Source organism: Ensifer sp. KUDG1 (assembly GCF_050434285.1).
Lineage (GTDB): Bacteria > Pseudomonadota > Alphaproteobacteria > Rhizobiales > Rhizobiaceae > Ensifer.
In genome coordinates this window covers 255,210-272,007 of sequence record NZ_JBNDIG010000002.1, presented here as the reverse complement: position 1 = coordinate 272,007, position 16,798 = coordinate 255,210, and the positions used below count along the sequence as shown (strand labels likewise).

The 16,798-nt window shown below is 64.2% G+C and carries 18 protein-coding genes; 11 read left to right on the top strand and 7 right to left on the bottom strand.

Annotated features, from left to right (window positions below):
• Positions 1–453: 453 nt before the first annotated feature.
• A complete protein-coding gene (locus M2267_RS06720) occupies positions 454–858 on the bottom strand; it encodes a winged helix-turn-helix transcriptional regulator (protein WP_429113411.1) in 405 nt (134 codons plus the stop codon).
• Between the two features lie 202 nt (positions 859–1,060).
• On the opposite strand from M2267_RS06720, the gene M2267_RS06715 reads away from it, so the two are divergent.
• Together M2267_RS06715 and M2267_RS06710 are read left to right on the top strand one after the other, a co-directional pair.
• Complete coding sequence (locus tag M2267_RS06715) at positions 1,061–1,945, top strand: NmrA family NAD(P)-binding protein (protein WP_429113410.1); 885 nt, start codon at positions 1,061–1,063, stop codon at positions 1,943–1,945.
• Positions 1,946–2,118: 173 nt separating this feature from the next.
• Positions 2,119–2,502 carry a VOC family protein gene (locus tag M2267_RS06710; RefSeq protein ID WP_192446668.1) on the top strand — a complete coding sequence of 128 codons (384 nt, stop codon included), beginning with the start codon at positions 2,119–2,121 and terminating at the stop codon, positions 2,500–2,502.
• A 105-nt stretch (positions 2,503–2,607) separates the two neighbouring features.
• Here the strand turns inward: M2267_RS06710 and M2267_RS06705 are convergent, their stop codons facing one another.
• From M2267_RS06705 to M2267_RS06695, 3 genes are all read right to left on the bottom strand, one after another.
• Positions 2,608–3,822, bottom strand: a complete 1,215-nt coding sequence (locus M2267_RS06705; protein ID WP_429113407.1) for a multidrug effflux MFS transporter — start codon at positions 3,820–3,822, stop codon at positions 2,608–2,610.
• A gap of 99 nt (positions 3,823–3,921) precedes the next feature.
• Positions 3,922–4,554: a histidine phosphatase family protein gene (locus M2267_RS06700; protein WP_429113404.1), complete on the bottom strand. Its 633-nt coding sequence runs from the start codon at positions 4,552–4,554 to the stop codon at positions 3,922–3,924.
• Positions 4,555–4,578: 24 nt separating this feature from the next.
• The gene (locus M2267_RS06695) at positions 4,579–5,331 is read right to left on the bottom strand and encodes a pyridoxine 5'-phosphate synthase (protein WP_043624171.1); all 753 of its coding nucleotides are present in this window, start codon (positions 5,329–5,331) and stop codon (positions 4,579–4,581) included.
• A 473-nt stretch (positions 5,332–5,804) separates the two neighbouring features.
• Between M2267_RS06695 and M2267_RS06690 the strand changes: the two genes are divergently transcribed.
• From M2267_RS06690 to M2267_RS06680, 3 genes are all read left to right on the top strand, one after another.
• Positions 5,805–6,917: a hypothetical protein gene (locus M2267_RS06690; protein ID WP_429113402.1), complete on the top strand. Its 1,113-nt coding sequence runs from the start codon at positions 5,805–5,807 to the stop codon at positions 6,915–6,917.
• Between the two features lie 398 nt (positions 6,918–7,315).
• The gene (locus M2267_RS06685; protein ID WP_429113399.1) at positions 7,316–7,990 is read left to right on the top strand and encodes a MerR family transcriptional regulator; all 675 of its coding nucleotides are present in this window, start codon (positions 7,316–7,318) and stop codon (positions 7,988–7,990) included.
• Positions 7,991–8,242: 252 nt separating this feature from the next.
• The gene (locus M2267_RS06680; RefSeq protein WP_429113396.1) at positions 8,243–8,917 is read left to right on the top strand and encodes a hypothetical protein; all 675 of its coding nucleotides are present in this window, start codon (positions 8,243–8,245) and stop codon (positions 8,915–8,917) included.
• A gap of 22 nt (positions 8,918–8,939) precedes the next feature.
• Here M2267_RS06680 and M2267_RS06675 read toward each other — a convergent pair whose 3' ends face one another.
• Both M2267_RS06675 and M2267_RS06670 read right to left on the bottom strand, forming a co-directional pair.
• On the bottom strand, positions 8,940–9,443 hold the full coding sequence (locus M2267_RS06675) for a glyoxalase superfamily protein (protein ID WP_429113394.1): 504 nt from the start codon (positions 9,441–9,443) through the stop codon (positions 8,940–8,942).
• Between the two features lie 249 nt (positions 9,444–9,692).
• Positions 9,693–10,820 (bottom strand): ATP-dependent DNA helicase, encoded by a 1,128-nt coding sequence (locus M2267_RS06670; RefSeq protein WP_429113392.1) that lies wholly within the window; start codon positions 10,818–10,820, stop codon positions 9,693–9,695.
• A gap of 403 nt (positions 10,821–11,223) precedes the next feature.
• Between M2267_RS06670 and M2267_RS06665 the strand changes: the two genes are divergently transcribed.
• Positions 11,224–12,312, top strand: a complete 1,089-nt coding sequence (locus tag M2267_RS06665; protein ID WP_043624153.1) for an AbrB family transcriptional regulator — start codon at positions 11,224–11,226, stop codon at positions 12,310–12,312.
• Between the two features lie 46 nt (positions 12,313–12,358).
• Positions 12,359–12,781, top strand: a complete 423-nt coding sequence (locus tag M2267_RS06660) for a hypothetical protein (RefSeq protein ID WP_429113390.1) — start codon at positions 12,359–12,361, stop codon at positions 12,779–12,781.
• A 40-nt stretch (positions 12,782–12,821) separates the two neighbouring features.
• On the opposite strand, the gene M2267_RS06655 is transcribed toward M2267_RS06660, so the two are convergent.
• Complete coding sequence (locus tag M2267_RS06655; RefSeq protein WP_429113389.1) at positions 12,822–13,712, bottom strand: LysR family transcriptional regulator; 891 nt, start codon at positions 13,710–13,712, stop codon at positions 12,822–12,824.
• Between the two features lie 98 nt (positions 13,713–13,810).
• Here M2267_RS06655 and M2267_RS06650 point away from each other — a divergent pair, with 98 nt between their 5' ends.
• The 4 genes from M2267_RS06650 (at position 13,811) to M2267_RS06635 (ending at position 16,793) form a co-directional block, all read left to right on the top strand.
• Positions 13,811–14,794, top strand: coding sequence for a quinone oxidoreductase family protein (locus M2267_RS06650; RefSeq protein WP_429113386.1), 984 nt, complete (start codon positions 13,811–13,813; stop codon positions 14,792–14,794).
• A gap of 256 nt (positions 14,795–15,050) precedes the next feature.
• Complete coding sequence (locus tag M2267_RS06645; protein WP_429113383.1) at positions 15,051–15,428, top strand: COG4315 family predicted lipoprotein; 378 nt, start codon at positions 15,051–15,053, stop codon at positions 15,426–15,428.
• Entirely contained in the window at positions 15,412–15,963 is a 552-nt protein-coding gene (locus tag M2267_RS06640) for an RNA polymerase sigma factor (protein ID WP_043624148.1), read from the top strand. The genes M2267_RS06645 and M2267_RS06640 overlap by 17 nt, the downstream gene beginning before the upstream one ends.
• Entirely contained in the window at positions 15,960–16,793 is an 834-nt protein-coding gene (locus M2267_RS06635) for an anti-sigma factor family protein (RefSeq protein WP_429113380.1), read from the top strand. Before M2267_RS06640 ends, M2267_RS06635 begins: the two co-directional genes overlap by 4 nt.
• Positions 16,794–16,798 lie beyond the last annotated feature (5 nt).

Below are 16,798 nucleotides of genomic sequence, written 5' to 3'. Positions count from 1 at the left end.
CCGAGGTGACGCCAATGATCGGCGAAACTATAGGGAAAATCAAAGTGCTAGGGCAAGGTCGCGGTACCGGGACACGACGTCGCGCGTGATCCTGACGTTACATCATGCTTCAAAGGGGCGGCCGCCCCTCATCCGGCCTGCCGGCCACCTTCTCCCCGCAAGCGGGGCGAAGGAGACGCTTGGCACCCGCTCGTTTGACCTCGCCCCTCGCCAAGCCAGGCACCTGCCCGTTTCCGCGATAGGCGCCTTCGTTTTCCATTGACCGCCGCCCCGTTCGGAAGCGCTGCGAGCGGGCAAGTCCCCTCTCCCCGCCTGCGGGGAGAGGGTTAGTCCTCGGGTTAAACCCGAGGAGAGGGGCAAACCACGCTAACGGTCCCGGAAACGAAAATGGCAGGCGCGCCACGGCGCGCACGAACCTGCGGCTCACGGGACCACGTTGCCGTGACGAAGCGCTCACGCCTCCGCGTCGTAGACCTCACGCGCTGCCCGAATGGCGCCGTGGTTTTCCACCGACCAGTCGACGAAATGCTTGAGCAAGCCGAGCAGCGAGCGGCCGAGATCGGTCAGCGCATATTCGACGCTCGGCGGCTGCGTCGGGTAGACGGTGCGGTGGATATAGCCGTCGCGCTGCAGGTCGCGCAGCGTCTGGGTCAGCATGCGCTGGGAGATATCGGGGATCAACCGGCGGAGCTGCGAGAAGCGCAAGGGGCCGTCGGCGAGCGACAGGATCATCAGCGAATTCCACTTGCCGCCGATATTGTCCATGACGTCGCGGACCGGGCAGTTTTCCATATCCATCGGCACGCCGCAGACGATCGCCACGCGCTTGCCCTTTATGTCTCCGGTCGGCTTGTTCATCGGCGGTACCCTTTTTGTAACCACAGCAGAAAAAACTGCCTCCTTTACAGCCCTACTGCGATTACGGGATAAGAGCAAGTCTCAAAAAGAGACCATGTGCCGGCGCATCTCCCAGGCGACGGCATGAAGAGCCGGCGAGACCTGCGCCGCGGCGTCCCGTCCGCGTTTTCCGTCTCGGCCCAAACAGGAAAAGGTAAAGACCATGTCCGATACATTGCTCGTCACCGGCGCTACCGGCCAACTCGGCAAGCTCGTGCTCGACCAGCTGCTTGCGTCCGGCGTCGCACCGAGCCGGATCATCGCCACCAGCCGCGATACGGCGAAGCTCGCCGATTACATCGCCAGAGGCTTTCAGGCCCGCGTCGCCGATTTCGACGATCCCGCGTCGCTCGACCAGGCCTTTGCCGGCGCCGACCGGATCCTGATCATCTCGACCGACGCGCTGGACCAGCCGGGCAAGCGACTGAAGCAGCATCTTGCTGCCGTTGCGGCTGCGAAGAAGGCCGGCGCCAAGCACATCGTCTACACCTCGATGCCGAGCCCGGAGACCTCCGTCATCCCCTTCGCGCCCGATCATCTCGGCACTGAAAACGCCATCAAGGCGACCGGCATTCCCTATACGATCCTGCGCAACGGCTGGTACATGGAGAACCTGTTCATGGCGCTGCCCCATGCGCTTGAGACCGGGCAATGGTATTCCTCGTCGGGCGAAGGCCGCCTCGCCCACATCGCCCGCGCCGATGCCGCAAAGGCTGCAGCCGCAGCCCTTGCCTCCTCCACCGGCGAGAGCCACACCTACACGCTGACCGGCGGCGAACTGCGCTCGACGGACGAGATTGCCGCCCTTGTCGCCAAGGCGACCGGCAAGCCGCTCAACGTCGTGCACATCTCCGACGAGGCGCTTGCAGGTGGCCTGAAGAGCGCCGGGCTGCCGGACTTCCTGATCCCGATCGTCGTCTCCTTCGACGCCAACACCCGCGGGGGTCACATCGACATGGTGACGAGCGATGTCACGGCGCTGACCGGCGCAACGCCGGTGACGCTCGCCACCTTCCTCGAAGCGAGCAAAGCGCGACTTGCGGGCTAAACGGTAAGCCAACCGGCGGGAGCCCGGGCGTTTGCACCGGGCTCTCGCAACGATTTGCCATGCTGTCGGCATCGGGCGCCCGGCGAGACGGCTGCCGCCATTTGTTCTTGATTTGTTCACGTTTTCGCTCTATGGATTCTCCCGGTTTCACCGCTTCAAAAAAAGGGGACATCATGAGCGTTTATCTGACCGTCGGTGCTTTGGATTCCGCCAGATCCAATGCCTTCTACGATGCCGCCTTGGCGACGATCGGCTGGAAGACGCACACGGAATTTCCAGACTGGCGCGCCTATTCCGAAGGCGGAACCGGCAATGGTCCCGTCTTATGGGTCTGCAAGCCCTTCAACAACGAGCCGGCAAGCGCTGGAAATGGCTCGATGGTCGGCTTCATGGTCCAGTCCCGTCAGGACGTCGATGCCTTCTACCAGGCGGGCATGGCCAATGGCGGAACGGATGAGGGCGCCCCCAATCCGCGGCCGCATTATGGGCCGCACTGGTACGCCGCCTACATGCGCGATCCCGCCGGAAACAAGATCTCCGTCGTCTATAACGGTTAGCCCGTCGCTGCTTTGGTGGGGTACTTTAACCGGCATCCGAAGCGCCGGGCACAGCGGCATGGGACGTTGATGCCGCCACGCGGGCCTGGCAGCGTTTGCCGCTCCCTACCGGATGGCCTCCACCGGCGAAGCATCGGCCCTTAGCGCCAGCTCGGCCAGAACGAGCGCCCCGACCCCGGCGAGAAAGAAGCCGGCCGAAAGGTTGAGCGTCGTGCCATCGTAGAAGGCCCCGACCGCGATAGAAAACACCGTCGCGACAAGGCTGGAGCCGGAGGCGATCAGCGACGCGCCGAGACCTGCCACCTGCCCGAGGGAACGCATGGCCATGGCGTTGAGATTGCCGAACAGCACGCCAACCGCAAAGAAGGCGGCAAAGCCGAGCATCAGCAGCCCCGCAAGCGGCGGCCGCCCGCCCCAGTAGAGCGAGGCCACGAGCATCGCCAGGCCGGCGGCGGCGAGGCCCACAAAGCCCCGGCGCGCCATCGCCTCCGCGCCGAAGCGCTGCACGAGCTTGGCATTGAGGAACGAGGCCAGCCCGATGCCCGTCGCCAACATGGCAAAATAGAGCGGAAAGGTCTCGCCGATCCCGTAGGCGTCGAAGAAGAGGTCAGCCGCCGTGCTCAGATAGAGAAGCTGCGCGCCGAAGACGAGCCCGGTCGCAACGATCAGCAAGGTTACCCGCCGATGCGACAGGATGCGCCGGCCGTTCGACACGAGAAGCCGCGAGCGAAAGGGAATGCGTTTGTCGGCCGGCAATGTTTCCGGCTGCCGCATCACCAGCCAAAGGCCGAGAAGGCCGGCCGCCGCGAGATAGACGGCAAAGATGCTGCGCCAGCCGGCCACAGCGATGATCCCTTGCGCCAGCGTCGGCGCCAGCATCGGCACGAGAATGAACAGCGTGAACATGAACGACATCACGCGGGCCATGGCGTCGCCCTCGAACTGGTCGCGGATCATCGCCCTGGTCGCGATCTTCGGCCCGGAGACGCCGACGCCCTGAAGAAACCGGCCGAGGATGACCATTTCGAGCGAGCCCGCCACCATGGCGATGACCGTTCCGAGCGCATAGACGCCAAGACCCAGGACCAGCGCCCTCTTCCGCCCCATTGCATCGGAAAGCGGCCCGAGCAAAAGCTCGCCGAACGCCATGCCGAGGATGAACAGTGAAATCACATGTTGTGTGGAAAGCGGCGGCGCGACGCCGACATCGGCGCCGATCTGGCGCAGCCCCGGCAACAGCGCGTCGATGCTGATCGAGGTCAGCGATGTCAGAAGCGCATAGAGAACGATGCGCTCGCGAAAACTGGTCTGAATGGTCATGGGCCGGAGATAGGCGAGAGGACGGGCCTACTCTATAGCAGCCCCTGTTGCAGATTGCATTGCGTTCGCGCCTGCGTTGGTCTGAGTATTTTCAGGGCTTTACGGCGTCTCATTTGCCAGATGCGCGGCATCCGCCAGGCTGACGACGGCTCGGTTCCTGAAAAAATCATCCTCGCGCAGATGGGTGATGCTTCCGGATTTCGCCGGGAAACTCAAGAAACCGGCGGCCTCGATCGGAACCTTCATCCAGGCGGCCATCACCAGCGTCAGCGTGAAGCCGTGGGTGACGATGATCTGCGTTGGGCAAGACCTCGCCACAATCGCTTCGACGCAAGGGTAGACCCGTAGCGCCACGTCGCGGCGAGTTTCCGCACCCTCGATGCCGCAATTATAATCCAGCCGATTGTCATCAGGCGCCGCGGTATAGCGCGCATCGAGCCAGGCCTGCGGTTTGCCGCCCGCCTCGCCATAGCTGATTTCGCGAAGAGCGGCGGTTTCCGTCACGGGCACGGCAAGGCGCGCGGCGATCGCCGACGCCGTTTCGGCCGTGCGCAAAAGGTCGGAGCTGAAGATCTCGACCTGCCTGCCGCCGACAAGGGTCGCGAGACGCTCGGCCGTGGCCGCCGCATCCTTTCGGCCGCGCTCGGTCAGGCCGGTGTCGTACCAACCGCCCACCCTGCCCTCGACATGGTGGACTGACTGCGTGTGGGTGACGACGAAGATTTCCTTCATGGCGAAGGCGCCTCAGACCTCTGATCAGACCTCCTGGCCGCAGGCGCGGCGGAAGCGGCGCACGGTCTCGGCCATGCCGTATTCCAGCGCATCGGCGGTCAGGCCATGGCCGATCGACACTTCGGCAAGGTTCGGAATGTGTTTTGCAAGCAGCGGCAGGTTGGCGACCGTCAGGTCGTGGCCGGCATTGACGTCGAGACCGAGCTCGGCCGCCATCGCCGCCGTACGGCCGAGTTCGCCGGCGATCTTCTCGGCCTTCTCCGGATCGTCATAGCAGCCGCCATAGGGGCCGGTGTAAAGCTCGATGCGGTCCGCACCCGTTTCCCTGGCGATGCGCAGCGCTTCCATGTCCTCGTCGCCATCGGCAAACAGCGAGACACGAAAGCCTTGTCTCTTCAGCCGGCCGACGACATTGCCGAGCAGATTGTGGTTCTTGCGGAAATCCCAGCCATGGTCGGAGGTCGCCTGCGCTGGATCGTCCGGCACCAGCGTCACCTGCTCCGGCCGGTGCGCTTCGACGAGACCGAGGAACTCCTCGTTCGGGTAGCCTTCCATGTTGAATTCCGTCGCCGGAAATGCACCGTCGATCAGGTCGCGGATCGGCTGCAGGTCGGAAAAGCGGACATGGCGCTGATCCGGCCGGGGATGCACCGTCAGGCCGGCGGCGCCGGCTTCGAGCGCGATGCGCCCAAGTGCGGTGACGGACGGCCAGGGCAGATCGCGCCGGTTGCGAAGCATTGCGACGGCATTCAGATTCACGGACAGTTTTGCAGGCATGTCTGAACTTTCCAGAGGCGGGGCCGCTCACGACCCGATGCGGGCAATGTGGATGCAATGTTCTACTGCATATTTAACGAAAGCAGAAACGGTTTGAGGTCGGGATTATGCAGCAATTCCAAGGAGTACCAATGCAATGGCCGCGGCAATGGCGCGCAGTGCATTTGCCCGCCTTGTCTTGATCGAATCTTGACAATCGATCTCTCTAATATGCAGGAAAGCTCAATCACCGGATCGAAACCTTCGCGCCGACGGCGCGCCGGCACCGGGTGAGCGGTCACCGCTACGATCTGTCACAGGGATTAAGGACGCAATTTTTACGTTTATTTCAGAAAAAACTCAAATTTGGCGTCTACTACCCCTGACAACCACTTCTTTTGGCCTTAAATTTCCGAATCAGATCGAATGGCCTTGGCCTAAGCCGCGATCGCCTTCTTAGATTTTTAGATCACATGACCCTGGAGCAAGCACCGATGACGACGGTCGAAAGACCCTGCGATGAGACGATACGGCGGACGCTCCGTCGCATCCTCGAAAGCAAGGCTTTCGCGCGTTCCGAGCGCTTGCGGGCGTTTCTTTCCTATGTCGTCGAAAAGGAGATGATCGGCGAAGGCCATCAGCTCAAGGGCTACTCGATCGCCATCGACGTCTTCGACCGGCCGCAGGCCTTCAACGCCGACAGCGACCCGCTGGTGCGGGTGCATGCCGGCAAGCTGCGCAAGCTGCTCAAGGCCTTTTACGAGGGCGACGGCGCCGACGAAGAATGGCGCATCGCCATCCCCAAGGGCACCTACGTTCCGGAATATCGCCACGCGCGGACGGAAGTGGCCGAAACGGTCGCCCCCGCGTCGCGCCAGCCGAAGCCGGCCAAGCGACGGTTTGCCGGACATCGCCCCACTTGGCCGCCGGCACCGCTCTCTTCGCCGCTCTCCGTTCTGAGCGTCCTGCCGCTGTTGCTCTTCGCGCCGATGCCGTCGCAGGAAATGACGCTGGACCTCGACGCCCAGGCCAAGCTCTTCAACGCCCGCCACGCAACCGAACGGGTTCTGCCCTCGGTAACGGTGAAGCTGATCGGCGCCGAAAACGGTGACGCCAAGGCTTTCGCCACCGCGCTTCGGCTTGCCGCGCAGCGCCACAAGACCCTGGCGCGCGCCACCGACGGCGACACCGGCCGCCCCGTTTCGCGCAACTCCGCCCTCTCCTTCACCGTGCAGGTGACCTGGTACGAGGCGCCGGCCCAGGGTATTCGCGTCACGCTCTCCCATGACGGCGAGACTGTGCCGTTGCGCCAGGACTTCATCACCTGGAAGCGGCTCGAGACCGAGCCGGACCTGCTTTTCGAGAGCATGTCGCTCGCCGCCGAACTGTTTTCGCTCGATGGCGAGATCTACAATCACGCCCGCGAAGAGCAGATCGAAAGCCCGCTGATGGGCTGCATGGCCGCTACCCAGCGCTATCGCAAGCACCTCACCCGCGACACCTTCGAGACCGCCTGGTCCTGCCAGCAGAAACTCTCGCCGCTGCGCGGCGACGAACCGCTGTTCATCCTCAGCGCCAACAGCCCGCTCAAGGTCATCGGACACTGAACGTGCCCGGCGGGGCGGCCAAGAGCCGGCCCGCATGAAGCGGCTGCGGACCCCGGTCCAGCATACTCACCCGCCTTACTAAAGACTGGTCATATTAGCGATTCGCGTATACGGTACACGCATGCGTTGGGAATGGGTGCCTGGGTGCTCGTCAGGCAAGCATCGATGTCCTGAGTAAACCGTGCCTTGCGTGCGGAGGTGCCCCAACCGAGCAGCAGGTATTGTCGTTGACGATCAACGAGTGCCTCACCGCGCGGATCCGTCCGCACCTTTGAGACCCGGCGATCGCCACCGCTTCCGGACGCGGATTGCGCGCACGCCTGGGTCGGTCTCGATTCAGGAAAATGCAGAAACAGCGCGCCGAAAGACGCGCAGGCTGTAGACCGGGGACCTTCGACATGCCGCGAGACCACTGGAAATTCGAGGGCGTGCTGGCCGCGCCTGATCGTGTCGGCTTTCTGCCGGACCTGCCGCTTCCCCACCACGACCCCACGACGCCGCTGGCGATCGCCGACATGGCCGACGCTTTCGGCGTCACCCATCGCACGCTGCATTTCTACGAGGAAAAGGGGCTCCTGACCGCCGCCCGCATGGGACCGATGCGGGTCTACAACGAAGATCACATTCGCCGCATGGCGGTCATCAATGCCTGCCGCGAAATCGACATGCCGATCTCGACCATCCTGGAACTGCTGACTGCCCTTGCAGGCACCGAGGAACAGGCCGAAGCCGACAAGCTGTTTCGCGACGCCCTGCTTGCCCGAAGGCGCGAACTCGCCGCCCAGCAGGCCAACCTGCGCCGGCAGATGCAGCGCATCACCGAACTGCTCGAAACCACCGACGGAGGCGAAGCTACCGACGACGACGGCCATGTCCACCTCTCGCCGATCGAAAGCGAATGCCTGACCTTCATGGCCGACGGTTATCCGGCAGCGCGCATCGCCGGGCTGATGGACATGGACGTGGCGGCAGCGCTCACCCTCGAGGCCGGCATCATCCGCAAGTTCGGCGCCAACAACCGCTTCCAGGCGATCGCCAAGGCGGTGCTTTCAGGCATGATCTCGGCGGAATAGCGCGAACACGGCAAATGCCCCGATGCCTTGCCGTCGGCATTCTCGTGCGTCACGGGGACGAGGTCGCGTTGCGCCTCGCCTAAGTCGCGACGCTCTCCCGCAGCCCCTGCCCGCAGGCCTGCCACCGTAAGGCGCGCCTCACAGTTTACCGGTCCACGCGGCACAATTCACTTGAACGAGAGACATTGCGGTGTCGTCATCACCATGCGCGTGTTACGAGGGCGCGTGAAAAGATATGGATGAGAGACCCCGATGCTTCCCTGGATAGAGCTGGACCGCGCAACCATTCCCGGCGACGGCGACGAGTTGCGCCTGAAGCAGCGCGGGCAGGAATTCTCGATCATGCTCGGCTCGAACGAGTTGATGAACAGCCGGTTGAGCGGCTCGGAGGAAGCGCTGGCGACACTCGCCCATGAACACATCGCCGGCCGGAAAAACCTGAGCATGCTGATCGGCGGCCTTGGCATGGGCTTTACCCTGCGCGCAGCGCTTGGCGTCGTGCCCGAGGATGCGCGGGTGGTGGTCGCCGAACTGGTTCCCGCCGTCGTCGACTGGGCGCGCGGCCCCATGGCCGATCTGCACAAAGGCACGCTTGATGATCCCCGCGTCGATATCCATGTCGGCGATGTCGGCGCGCTGATCCGCTCGAAGAAGGCCGCCTATGACGCCATTCTGCTCGATGTCGACAATGGCCCCGACGGCCTGACGCGCCCTTCCAACGACAGCCTCTACAGCCACACCGGCCTTCGCGCCGCGCAAGCCGCCCTTCGGCCAGGCGGCGTGCTCTCCGTCTGGTCGTCGGCACCCGACAGCGCCTTCACCCGCCGCCTGCGCGAAGTCGGCTATGCCACCGACGAGGTGAACGTGCGCGCCAACGGCAAACGCGGCGGCGCCCGCCACATGATTTGGATGGCGACGAAGCGCTAGCGCATCCGGCTCATTTGGCAGATTAGATCATCTGCGCTTTTCGATAGGCCTCGACAATGTCTTCGAGCGGCACCCCGTCGAGCGTAACGCCGGCGATGCGGCAGTTGGAAAAGGTCGCCCCGGAGAGATTGATATTCTGGAATTGCGCTCCGGACAGATTAACGTCGTTCACGTACCAGCCCGTCATGTTGCTGTCGTTGAACTTGGCGCCGGAAAAATTGATCTGATTGAACGATGTTGCCGACAGATTGGCGTCGTTGAAACGTGATCCCGCCAGGTCGGTGTCGTTGACATCGAGCCTTTGCGTCGTGCGATGGAACTTTATCTCATTGCCCTCGGCCGAGAAAAGAAGCGGCTTGTCGCCCGCATCCTGGCCGACCGCTGCGGAAAGCGCGTTCCAATCTTTCACCCCAAATTGCTTTGCAATCAATTCCAGGCAGTCGCTGTGCGACAGGTCCATCTTGCGATCACTGAGCGCCTGTCGCAGGGCTTTCGCCATGCTTTTGATACCGGCGGTTCTAAGCATTCCAGTTCCTCCAGGGGCAACCAAATGTCAGAGCTCACATTGCTGACCGACGGCCCAAGGGCTGGAAGTCGAACGGGGGTATCACATAGGTGTTTTCACCATACCAAACGTGGCGTGAGCGGCGGGCAACACAAGGCCATCACGAATTAGTATAGGCCGAATCTGGATTGTCAATGGAGCCAACGGCCCGAGCGCGACACGCGAGCTGCGTGCGAACGGCGCCGCCCCTTCCTCAGGGATCCGCCCCGCCTAGCGAACGATCGTCAGCCGCTCCGCCGCCCGCGTGATCGCGGTATAGAGCCAGCGCTCGCGGGTATCGCGAAACGCCCAGCTCTCGTCGAAGAGCACGACATTGTTCCACTGCGAGCCCTGCGCCTTGTGCACCGTCAGCGCATAGCCGTAGTCGAACTCGTCGTAGCGCTTGCGCGTTGTCCAGGGGATCTCGCCCTCGACATCCTCGAAGGCCGCCTTCAAGAGCTTGATCTTGGCGGCACCGCGATCCATGTCGTCGTCTTCAGGCCGGATCATCAGGTTGATGCCAGGCTTCACCGTCTCCTTGGACGAGCTCATCACCTGCCAGAGCGAGCCGTTGAGCAGGCCCTTGGCGGGATCGTTCCTGAGGCAGACGAGCTTGTCGCCGGATTGCGGGTAGTCGCTGGTGAAGCCCTTCAGCTCGCGAAGGCGCTGGTTGTAGCGCCGGCGGGTCTTGTTGGTGCCGACCAGCACCTGGTCGGCCTCGAGCACCAGCTCCTGGTTGACCTGGCCGCGACCGATCACCTGCGTGGTGCCGTAGTCGCCGTGCATGATTTCCTTGCCTTCGCGCACCTGCATCGCCAGCTGGATGATCGGGTTGTCGCGCGCCTGGCGGTGAATGTCCGTCAGCAGGTAGTCCGGCTCCTGGTTGGTGAAGAAGCCGCCGCCCGTAACCGGCGGCAGCTGGCCGGGATCGCCGAGCACGAGGATCGGCGTGCCGAAGCTCATCAGGTCCTTGCCGAGCGCCTCGTCCACCATCGAGCATTCGTCGACGATGATCAGCGCGGCCTTGGCGACCGGGCTCTGGCGGTTGATCGAAAACATCGGCGCGATCGAGGTCTTGCCGGTTTCCTCGTCGGAAACCTCCTCTTCGCCGCGCGGCCGGTAGATCAGCGAGTGGATGGTCTTGGCGTTGCTCGCCCCCTTGGAGCGCAGCACCTGCGCGGCCTTGCCGGTAAAGGCGGCAAACAGCACGTCGCCATCGACATGTTCGGCAAAGTGCCGGGCCAGCGTCGTCTTGCCGGTACCGGCATAGCCGAACAGCCGGAAGAGCGGCGAGCGGCCCTCTTTCAGCCATTGCGAAACGGCCTTCAGGGCCTCGTCCTGTTGCGGTGCGAATTGCATGAGGCTGAGTGTCAGGATTCGGGCCGCACACGCAAGCCCGGAATTGCGGCACCACCGGAGGGCCAGAGACAACCGGCATCGCGAACATCACCGCCGCGCGCAAAATTACCCCGTAAAATCAAGCTCGCGCCTCGTCACCGCGCCTGGCAACAAGGCTTTCGGCCGGCGGAATTTGTTCACGTTTTTTTCTCATTTCACCGCCTGCCCGCACGGCGCTTGCCTTCCCCGCTGTCGTTCCTGTGGCACTTTCTTGCTCTGCCCCTTGAATGCAACGCCGCATTGTTGCTAACGAGCGTGACGTGATGGCGCCCGCGCTCCTGCTGGCGAAGACCATCGCTCGAAGCCCGTCAAGGCCGGCCCCGGTGGCCGTTCCCGCCTTTCCGGGTCATGCCGGAGAGTGCCCGTGAAAACCGACAAGCCAGCTGCGCCGCCCACCCCGGACAAGGTCGGCATCGGTCGGCTCGCGCCCTGGCTGCAATGGAGCCTGCTGCTGGCGGTCTCGATCGTCCTTGCCTCGTTTTTCGAATTCATCGGCCTTCCGGCCGGGCTGCTCATGGGCCCGATGCTGGCCGCCGTGCTCGTCGGCATGAATGGAGGCACCATCCGCCTGCCGCGCCAGCTGTTCTTCTGCGTGCAGTTCATATTGGCGATGATGATTGCCGGCGCCATGACGCCGGGCATGCTCGCCACCTTCTCCGGCAACTGGCCGCTGTTTCTCGCGGTCATCCTCTCGGTCATCGCCGTCAGCACGCTCTGCGGCTGGGTGATCACGCGCATGCGCATCCTGCCGGGCACGACGGCCATCTGGGGCTCGTCGGCGGGCGCCGCCTCGACCATGCTGCTGATGGCCGACGCCTATGGCGCCGATGCGCGCCTCGTCGCCTTCATGCAGTATCTGCGCGTGATCTTCGTCGCCAGCACCGCAACCGTGGTTGCGCATATGTGGGTCACCGGCGCCGAAGTCGAGCAGACCACCCATTGGTTCGCGCCGATCGATGGCCTGCTCTTCCTCGAGACCATCGCCGTCGGGCTCGGAGCAGCACTCGCCGGCCGCTTCCTGCGCGTGCCCGCCGGCGCCTTCCTGCTGCCATTCCTTCTTGGCGCCGTGCTGAACGTCTCGGGCGTCATGACCACCGCGCTGCCGCAATGGCTGCTGGCGATCTGTTTTGCCATGCTCGGCTGGAACATCGGCCTTGGCTTCACCCGCCAGATCCTCATCCATGCCCGCCGCGCGCTGGTACCGACGATCATCTCGATCGTCGTGCTGATCTCGTTCTCCGGCCTGCTCGCCCTGCTTCTGATCAAGGTGGTCGGCATCGATCCACTGACCGCCTATCTCGCCACCAGCCCCGGAGGGCTCGACTCGATCGCCGTCATCGCCGCCTCGAGCAATGTCGACCTCTCCTTCGTCATGGCGCTGCAGACCGCCCGCCTCCTGATCATCACCATGATCGGCCCGACGCTTGCCCGCTTCGTCGCCGACCGGGCTTGACGATGCTGGCCTGGCACGTTTCCAATGCGCTGCCGGGAGAACACAGGTGAAGACGCTCAGAATCTACGGACCTCCGGGAGCCGCGCTTCCCTTCGACCTGCGCGACATCCTGCAACGCCTCGCACCGCGCTCGCTGGGCGCGTCGTGGATAGTTTCCGCGGTCGACGCAGGCTATCAATGGTTCGATGCCACCGGTCCCGGCGGCGACGTTCTCGAGACTTGGGCCCAGTCCGGCAGGATGGTCGAGGGCCGGCAACTGGCCGCCGTTGCGCAAGACGTTCTGCAAGTCATCTGGGGAGAGTTCACCGGCTTTCTGCCGGGCGCCGCGGACAGACCCTGGATCGTCGTTCGCGCCATCGACAGCACATTTTACGAAATCACCACCGACGACGAGACGGTTCTGCAACAGGTGGAAACCGGCTTCCGAGGCGTTCGCCGTTCTGATGCCCCTTGGAAACCGGCCGGCTAGCGCCATCGGCCGCTCGCTCACGAAAAAACGTCTGCGATCCTCAGGCGCTTTCCGCCGATCGCGCAGCGAAGCGCGCCATCACGGTGGTGACCGCTTCCTTGGTCAGCCGCACGCGTGGCAGCTCGGCCGATTGTTCATGAACCAGCAGCCAAAGATCCGGGGCCAATGGCGGCACCTGCGGCAACAGTGGTGTGAAGCCTGCCGCTTCGGCCGCAAAGGCCGGAAGCACGGCAAAACCGAGCCCGTTTTTCACCGCCGCCATCTGCGCGCCGAGCGAAGAGAAACGCATCGCTGGCTGCAGGCCCGGGCATAGCGCTTCGAGCCAGGCGACCATGATCAGGTAGCTCAGCTCTTCGCTCCAGCCGACCAGCCGGTGGCGATGGAGGTCGGCAGGAGTGCCCGGCATGCCGTGGCGCGCGATGTAGCCGGGCGTCGCATAAAGGCCGAAGGCGAGCTGCCCCAGCCGGCGCTGACGATAGTTGCCCTGCTGTGGCCGCACCAGGCGCAGAACGATGTCGGCCTCTTCGCCGCCAAGCCGCACCGGGCGCACGCTCGAGTGCATCTCCAGGCGGATGTCCGGATGCTCCAGCAGGAAGCCCGCGAGCCCCGGCATCAACACCTCCTGCCCCAACAGTTCCGGCACGTCGATGCGCACCGGGCCGGCGAGCTCGCTGTCCTTCTCCCGTGCCGTGCGCTCGAAGACCCGCATCTGCGCCTCGGCCCGCTCGGCCGGCGCCAAGAGCGCCTCGCCCGCCGGGGTCAGGTCATAACCGTCGCGGTGCGGCCGGAAAAGCCTGACCTGCAACGCCGCCTCCAGCGCCTCGATCCGGCGCGACACCGTCGAGGCGCTGACGCTAAGCCTGGCGGAGGCCGCAGTCAGCGAGCGCGCATTGGCGACGGCCAGAAAGAACTTGAGATCGTTCCAATCCATCTTCGCTTTCCATTTTTGGAAACTGGTATTGCAGAAAGGTTTCTCGACCGAAATCGGAAAATCAAGCAGATTTTGGCGACATCTGGAGAGAGAACAGCATGACGATCAATATCGAGACCTTTCGATTTTCCGAATTTGGCGATCCGTCGGTACTCGCCTTCAAGGCCGAGACGCTGGGCGACCCTGGACTCGGCGAAATCCAGATCCGCCATCTCGCCATCGGCGTGAACTACATCGACATCTACCACCGCCGGGGCTCGGCCCCCTTACCCCTGCCGAGCGGGATCGGCGTCGAGGGCGTCGGCGTGATCACCGCGCTTGGCGAAGGCGTCGAAGGCTTTTCGATCGGCCAACGCATCGCCTATGTGGGCGGCCCGCCCGGTGCCTATGCCACCCACCGCAACCTGCTCGCCGCCCGGGCGCTGGCGCTGCCGGAGGAACTGGAGACCCGAGAGGTCGCAGCCCTCGTCTTCAAGGGTTTGACCGTCGAATACCTGATCCGGCGTTGCGTTGCCGTGAAGCCCGGCGACACGGTGCTCTTCCACGCGGCCGCCGGCGGCGTCGGCTCGATTGCCTGCCAGTGGCTGAGCCACATCGGCGCCACCGTCATCGGCACCGTCGGCTCCACGGAGAAAGCCGAGATCGCCCGGACCAATGGCTGCCATCATGTCATCCTTTACGGCCAAGAGGATTTCCGGGCCCGCGTCGGCGAAATCACCGGCGGCAAGGGTGTCGATGTCGTCTATGATTCCGTCGGCGCCGACACTTTCGCCAGGTCGCTCGACTGCCTGCGCCCACGCGGCACGCTGGTTTCCTTCGGCGCTTCCTCCGGTCCCGTCCCGCCGCTCGACGTCGCCTCGCTCTCGGCCAAGGGCTCGCTCTACGTCACCCGCCCCTCAATCGCCCATTACACCGCCGACCGTGGCGAGTACGAAGCGGCAGCGCGGGAGCTGTTCGGCGCCATGCAGGCAGGCGTCGTTCGTGCGCCTGCGATCACTACCTATCCGCTTTTCGACGCCCCAAGGGCACAGGAAGACCTGGAGGCCCGGCGGACGACCGGGTCGGTGGTTCTGATACCCTGAGCGGATCGCCGCCAGCTGGTCACCATCCTTGTCACCCTCTCACCGGCCACGCGATGAACGTCGCGTGGCCGGTTGCGTCCTATCGTCCGAGCGGAGACAGGGCCAACCGAAACTTCCGCCCGTTCTCCGGGAATAAATCCTGTGCGTGTCGTGTCTTACGGTTGGATCTGCACCATGCGGCTCCCGCGGAAACGGGACGAGGAGGCTTTTCGCCCGTTTCCGGACAGGAAAACCATCTTGAGGAAGGACAATTGCCATGAGAACGTTACCACTGACGATCGCCATGCTGCTTGCGGCCAGCGTCACGGCTTTCGCCGCGCCGCCGGTCAAGGAAGTCGAGACCGCCAAGGGCAAGGTGCTGGCCGGAGAAAACGGCATGACGCTCTACACCTACAAGGACGATCATGGCGGCATGTCCATGTGCTACGACGATTGCGCCAAGAACTGGCCGCCATTCATGGCCGAGGCGAGCGCCAAGGCAGATGGCGCCTACACGCTCGTCGAGCGTAAGGACGGCAAGAAGCAGTGGGCCAAGGACGGCATGCCGCTCTACTTCTTCATCAAGGACAAGAAGATGGGTGACATGACCGGCGACGGCATGAAGAAGGGCGAATGGAATGTCGCCAAGCCGTAACGGCGGCAACGAGGATGCGGGGGAACACCCCGCCTCCGACCGGTTCGAAGAGGATGTGCTGGCCCTGGTGCCGGCACTGCGGCGCTATGCCCGCAGCCTGGTGCGCTCGGACCCGGATGGCGAGGACCTGTTGCAGGATTGCGTGGAGAAGGTGCTTTCGCGCCGCGCGCAGTGGCGCGGCGTGAACCTGCGCGCCTGGGCCTTCACCATCATGACCAATCTCGGCCGCAACCGGCACCGCTATGTGGCGATGCACCCGCAGGTGGCGCTGGACGAGGACCTGGGCCTTGAGGCCGAGACCCACGAGAGCGACCCGCTGGAGCGCTCGCGGCTTGAACGGGCGCTGAACGGGCTCTCCACGGAGAACCGCTCGGTGCTGATGCTCGTGGTAATCGAAGGATACCGCTACCAGGACGTGGCCGAGATGATGGCCATACCGATCGGCACCGTGATGTCGCGCCTGTCGCGCGCGCGGCGCCAGCTTGCAGAAGCCATGAAGGACGACAATGTGATCAGCATGCGGAGACCGAAATGACGGAAGGCCACAACACCGTCTCCGAAGACGACCTGCACGCCTATGTCGACGGCGCCCTTGGCCCGCGCGAGCGGTTGCGGATCGAGCAATGGCTCGAGCAGAACCCCGCGCAGGCCGACGAGGTCCGGCAATGGCGGGCGCAGGCGATCGAGTTGCGCGCGCTCTTTGCCGGGTATGCCCGCAGCGACGCCGATGACCGGGAGCTGCTTCTGAGCAACGGCAGCGAACGCCCGCAACAGCACGCCGTCAAGGACACCCGATCGTTTGCCGGCATCGCCCGCGCCATCGCCGCCGGGCTGGCGCTCTTTGTGGCCGGCGGCCTCACTGGCCTCTACGCGCCGTCACTGCTCTCGCCCGAACAAAGCCCCCGGCCGACGCAGACGGCCGACAGCCTGCCGCGCCAGGCGCAATCGGCCTTCCTGGTCTATGCCAGCGAAGTGCGCCATGCCGTCGAAGTCGGCGCCGACGACCAGACCCATCTCGCCACCTGGCTCGGCAAGCGTCTGGATCATCCGCTCTCGATCCCCGATCTCTCCTCGCTCGGCTTCTCGCTGGTCGGCGGCCGGCTGCTGCCGGTCAACGGCAAGGCGGGCGCGATGTTCATGTATGAGGATGGCACCGGCCGGCGGCTGACGGTGCTGCTCGGCCGCAACGACGACAACCGCGAAACCTCGTTCCGCATCGACGAGAACGACGGCGTCGAGACCTTCTACTGGATCGACGGCCCGCTCGGCTACGCCGTCACCGGCGAGGTGCCGCGCGATCTGCTGCAGCAGGTGGCGGATGAATGCTACCGGCAGTTCGAAAAGAGCGAGGCGACGAAGAGCTGAGGACC

Coding starts and splice junctions, on each gene's coding strand:
- M2267_RS06690 (WP_429113402.1), top strand. CDS start 5,805: ATGACGACGGTCGAAAGACCCTGCGATGAGACGATACGGCGGACGCTC.
- M2267_RS06635 (WP_429113380.1), top strand. CDS start 15,960: ATGACGGAAGGCCACAACACCGTCTCCGAAGACGACCTGCACGCCTAT.
- M2267_RS06720 (WP_429113411.1), bottom strand. CDS start 858: ATGAACAAGCCGACCGGAGACATAAAGGGCAAGCGCGTGGCGATCGTC.
- M2267_RS06650 (WP_429113386.1), top strand. CDS start 13,811: ATGACGATCAATATCGAGACCTTTCGATTTTCCGAATTTGGCGATCCG.
- M2267_RS06655 (WP_429113389.1), bottom strand. CDS start 13,712: ATGGATTGGAACGATCTCAAGTTCTTTCTGGCCGTCGCCAATGCGCGC.
- M2267_RS06680 (WP_429113396.1), top strand. CDS start 8,243: ATGCTTCCCTGGATAGAGCTGGACCGCGCAACCATTCCCGGCGACGGC.
- M2267_RS06695 (WP_043624171.1), bottom strand. CDS start 5,331: ATGCCTGCAAAACTGTCCGTGAATCTGAATGCCGTCGCAATGCTTCGC.
- M2267_RS06675 (WP_429113394.1), bottom strand. CDS start 9,443: ATGCTTAGAACCGCCGGTATCAAAAGCATGGCGAAAGCCCTGCGACAG.
- M2267_RS06700 (WP_429113404.1), bottom strand. CDS start 4,554: ATGAAGGAAATCTTCGTCGTCACCCACACGCAGTCAGTCCACCATGTC.
- M2267_RS06710 (WP_192446668.1), top strand. CDS start 2,119: ATGAGCGTTTATCTGACCGTCGGTGCTTTGGATTCCGCCAGATCCAAT.
- M2267_RS06670 (WP_429113392.1), bottom strand. CDS start 10,820: ATGCAATTCGCACCGCAACAGGACGAGGCCCTGAAGGCCGTTTCGCAA.
- M2267_RS06640 (WP_043624148.1), top strand. CDS start 15,412: ATGTCGCCAAGCCGTAACGGCGGCAACGAGGATGCGGGGGAACACCCC.
- M2267_RS06715 (WP_429113410.1), top strand. CDS start 1,061: ATGTCCGATACATTGCTCGTCACCGGCGCTACCGGCCAACTCGGCAAG.
- M2267_RS06685 (WP_429113399.1), top strand. CDS start 7,316: ATGCCGCGAGACCACTGGAAATTCGAGGGCGTGCTGGCCGCGCCTGAT.
- M2267_RS06645 (WP_429113383.1), top strand. CDS start 15,051: ATGAGAACGTTACCACTGACGATCGCCATGCTGCTTGCGGCCAGCGTC.
- M2267_RS06705 (WP_429113407.1), bottom strand. CDS start 3,822: ATGACCATTCAGACCAGTTTTCGCGAGCGCATCGTTCTCTATGCGCTT.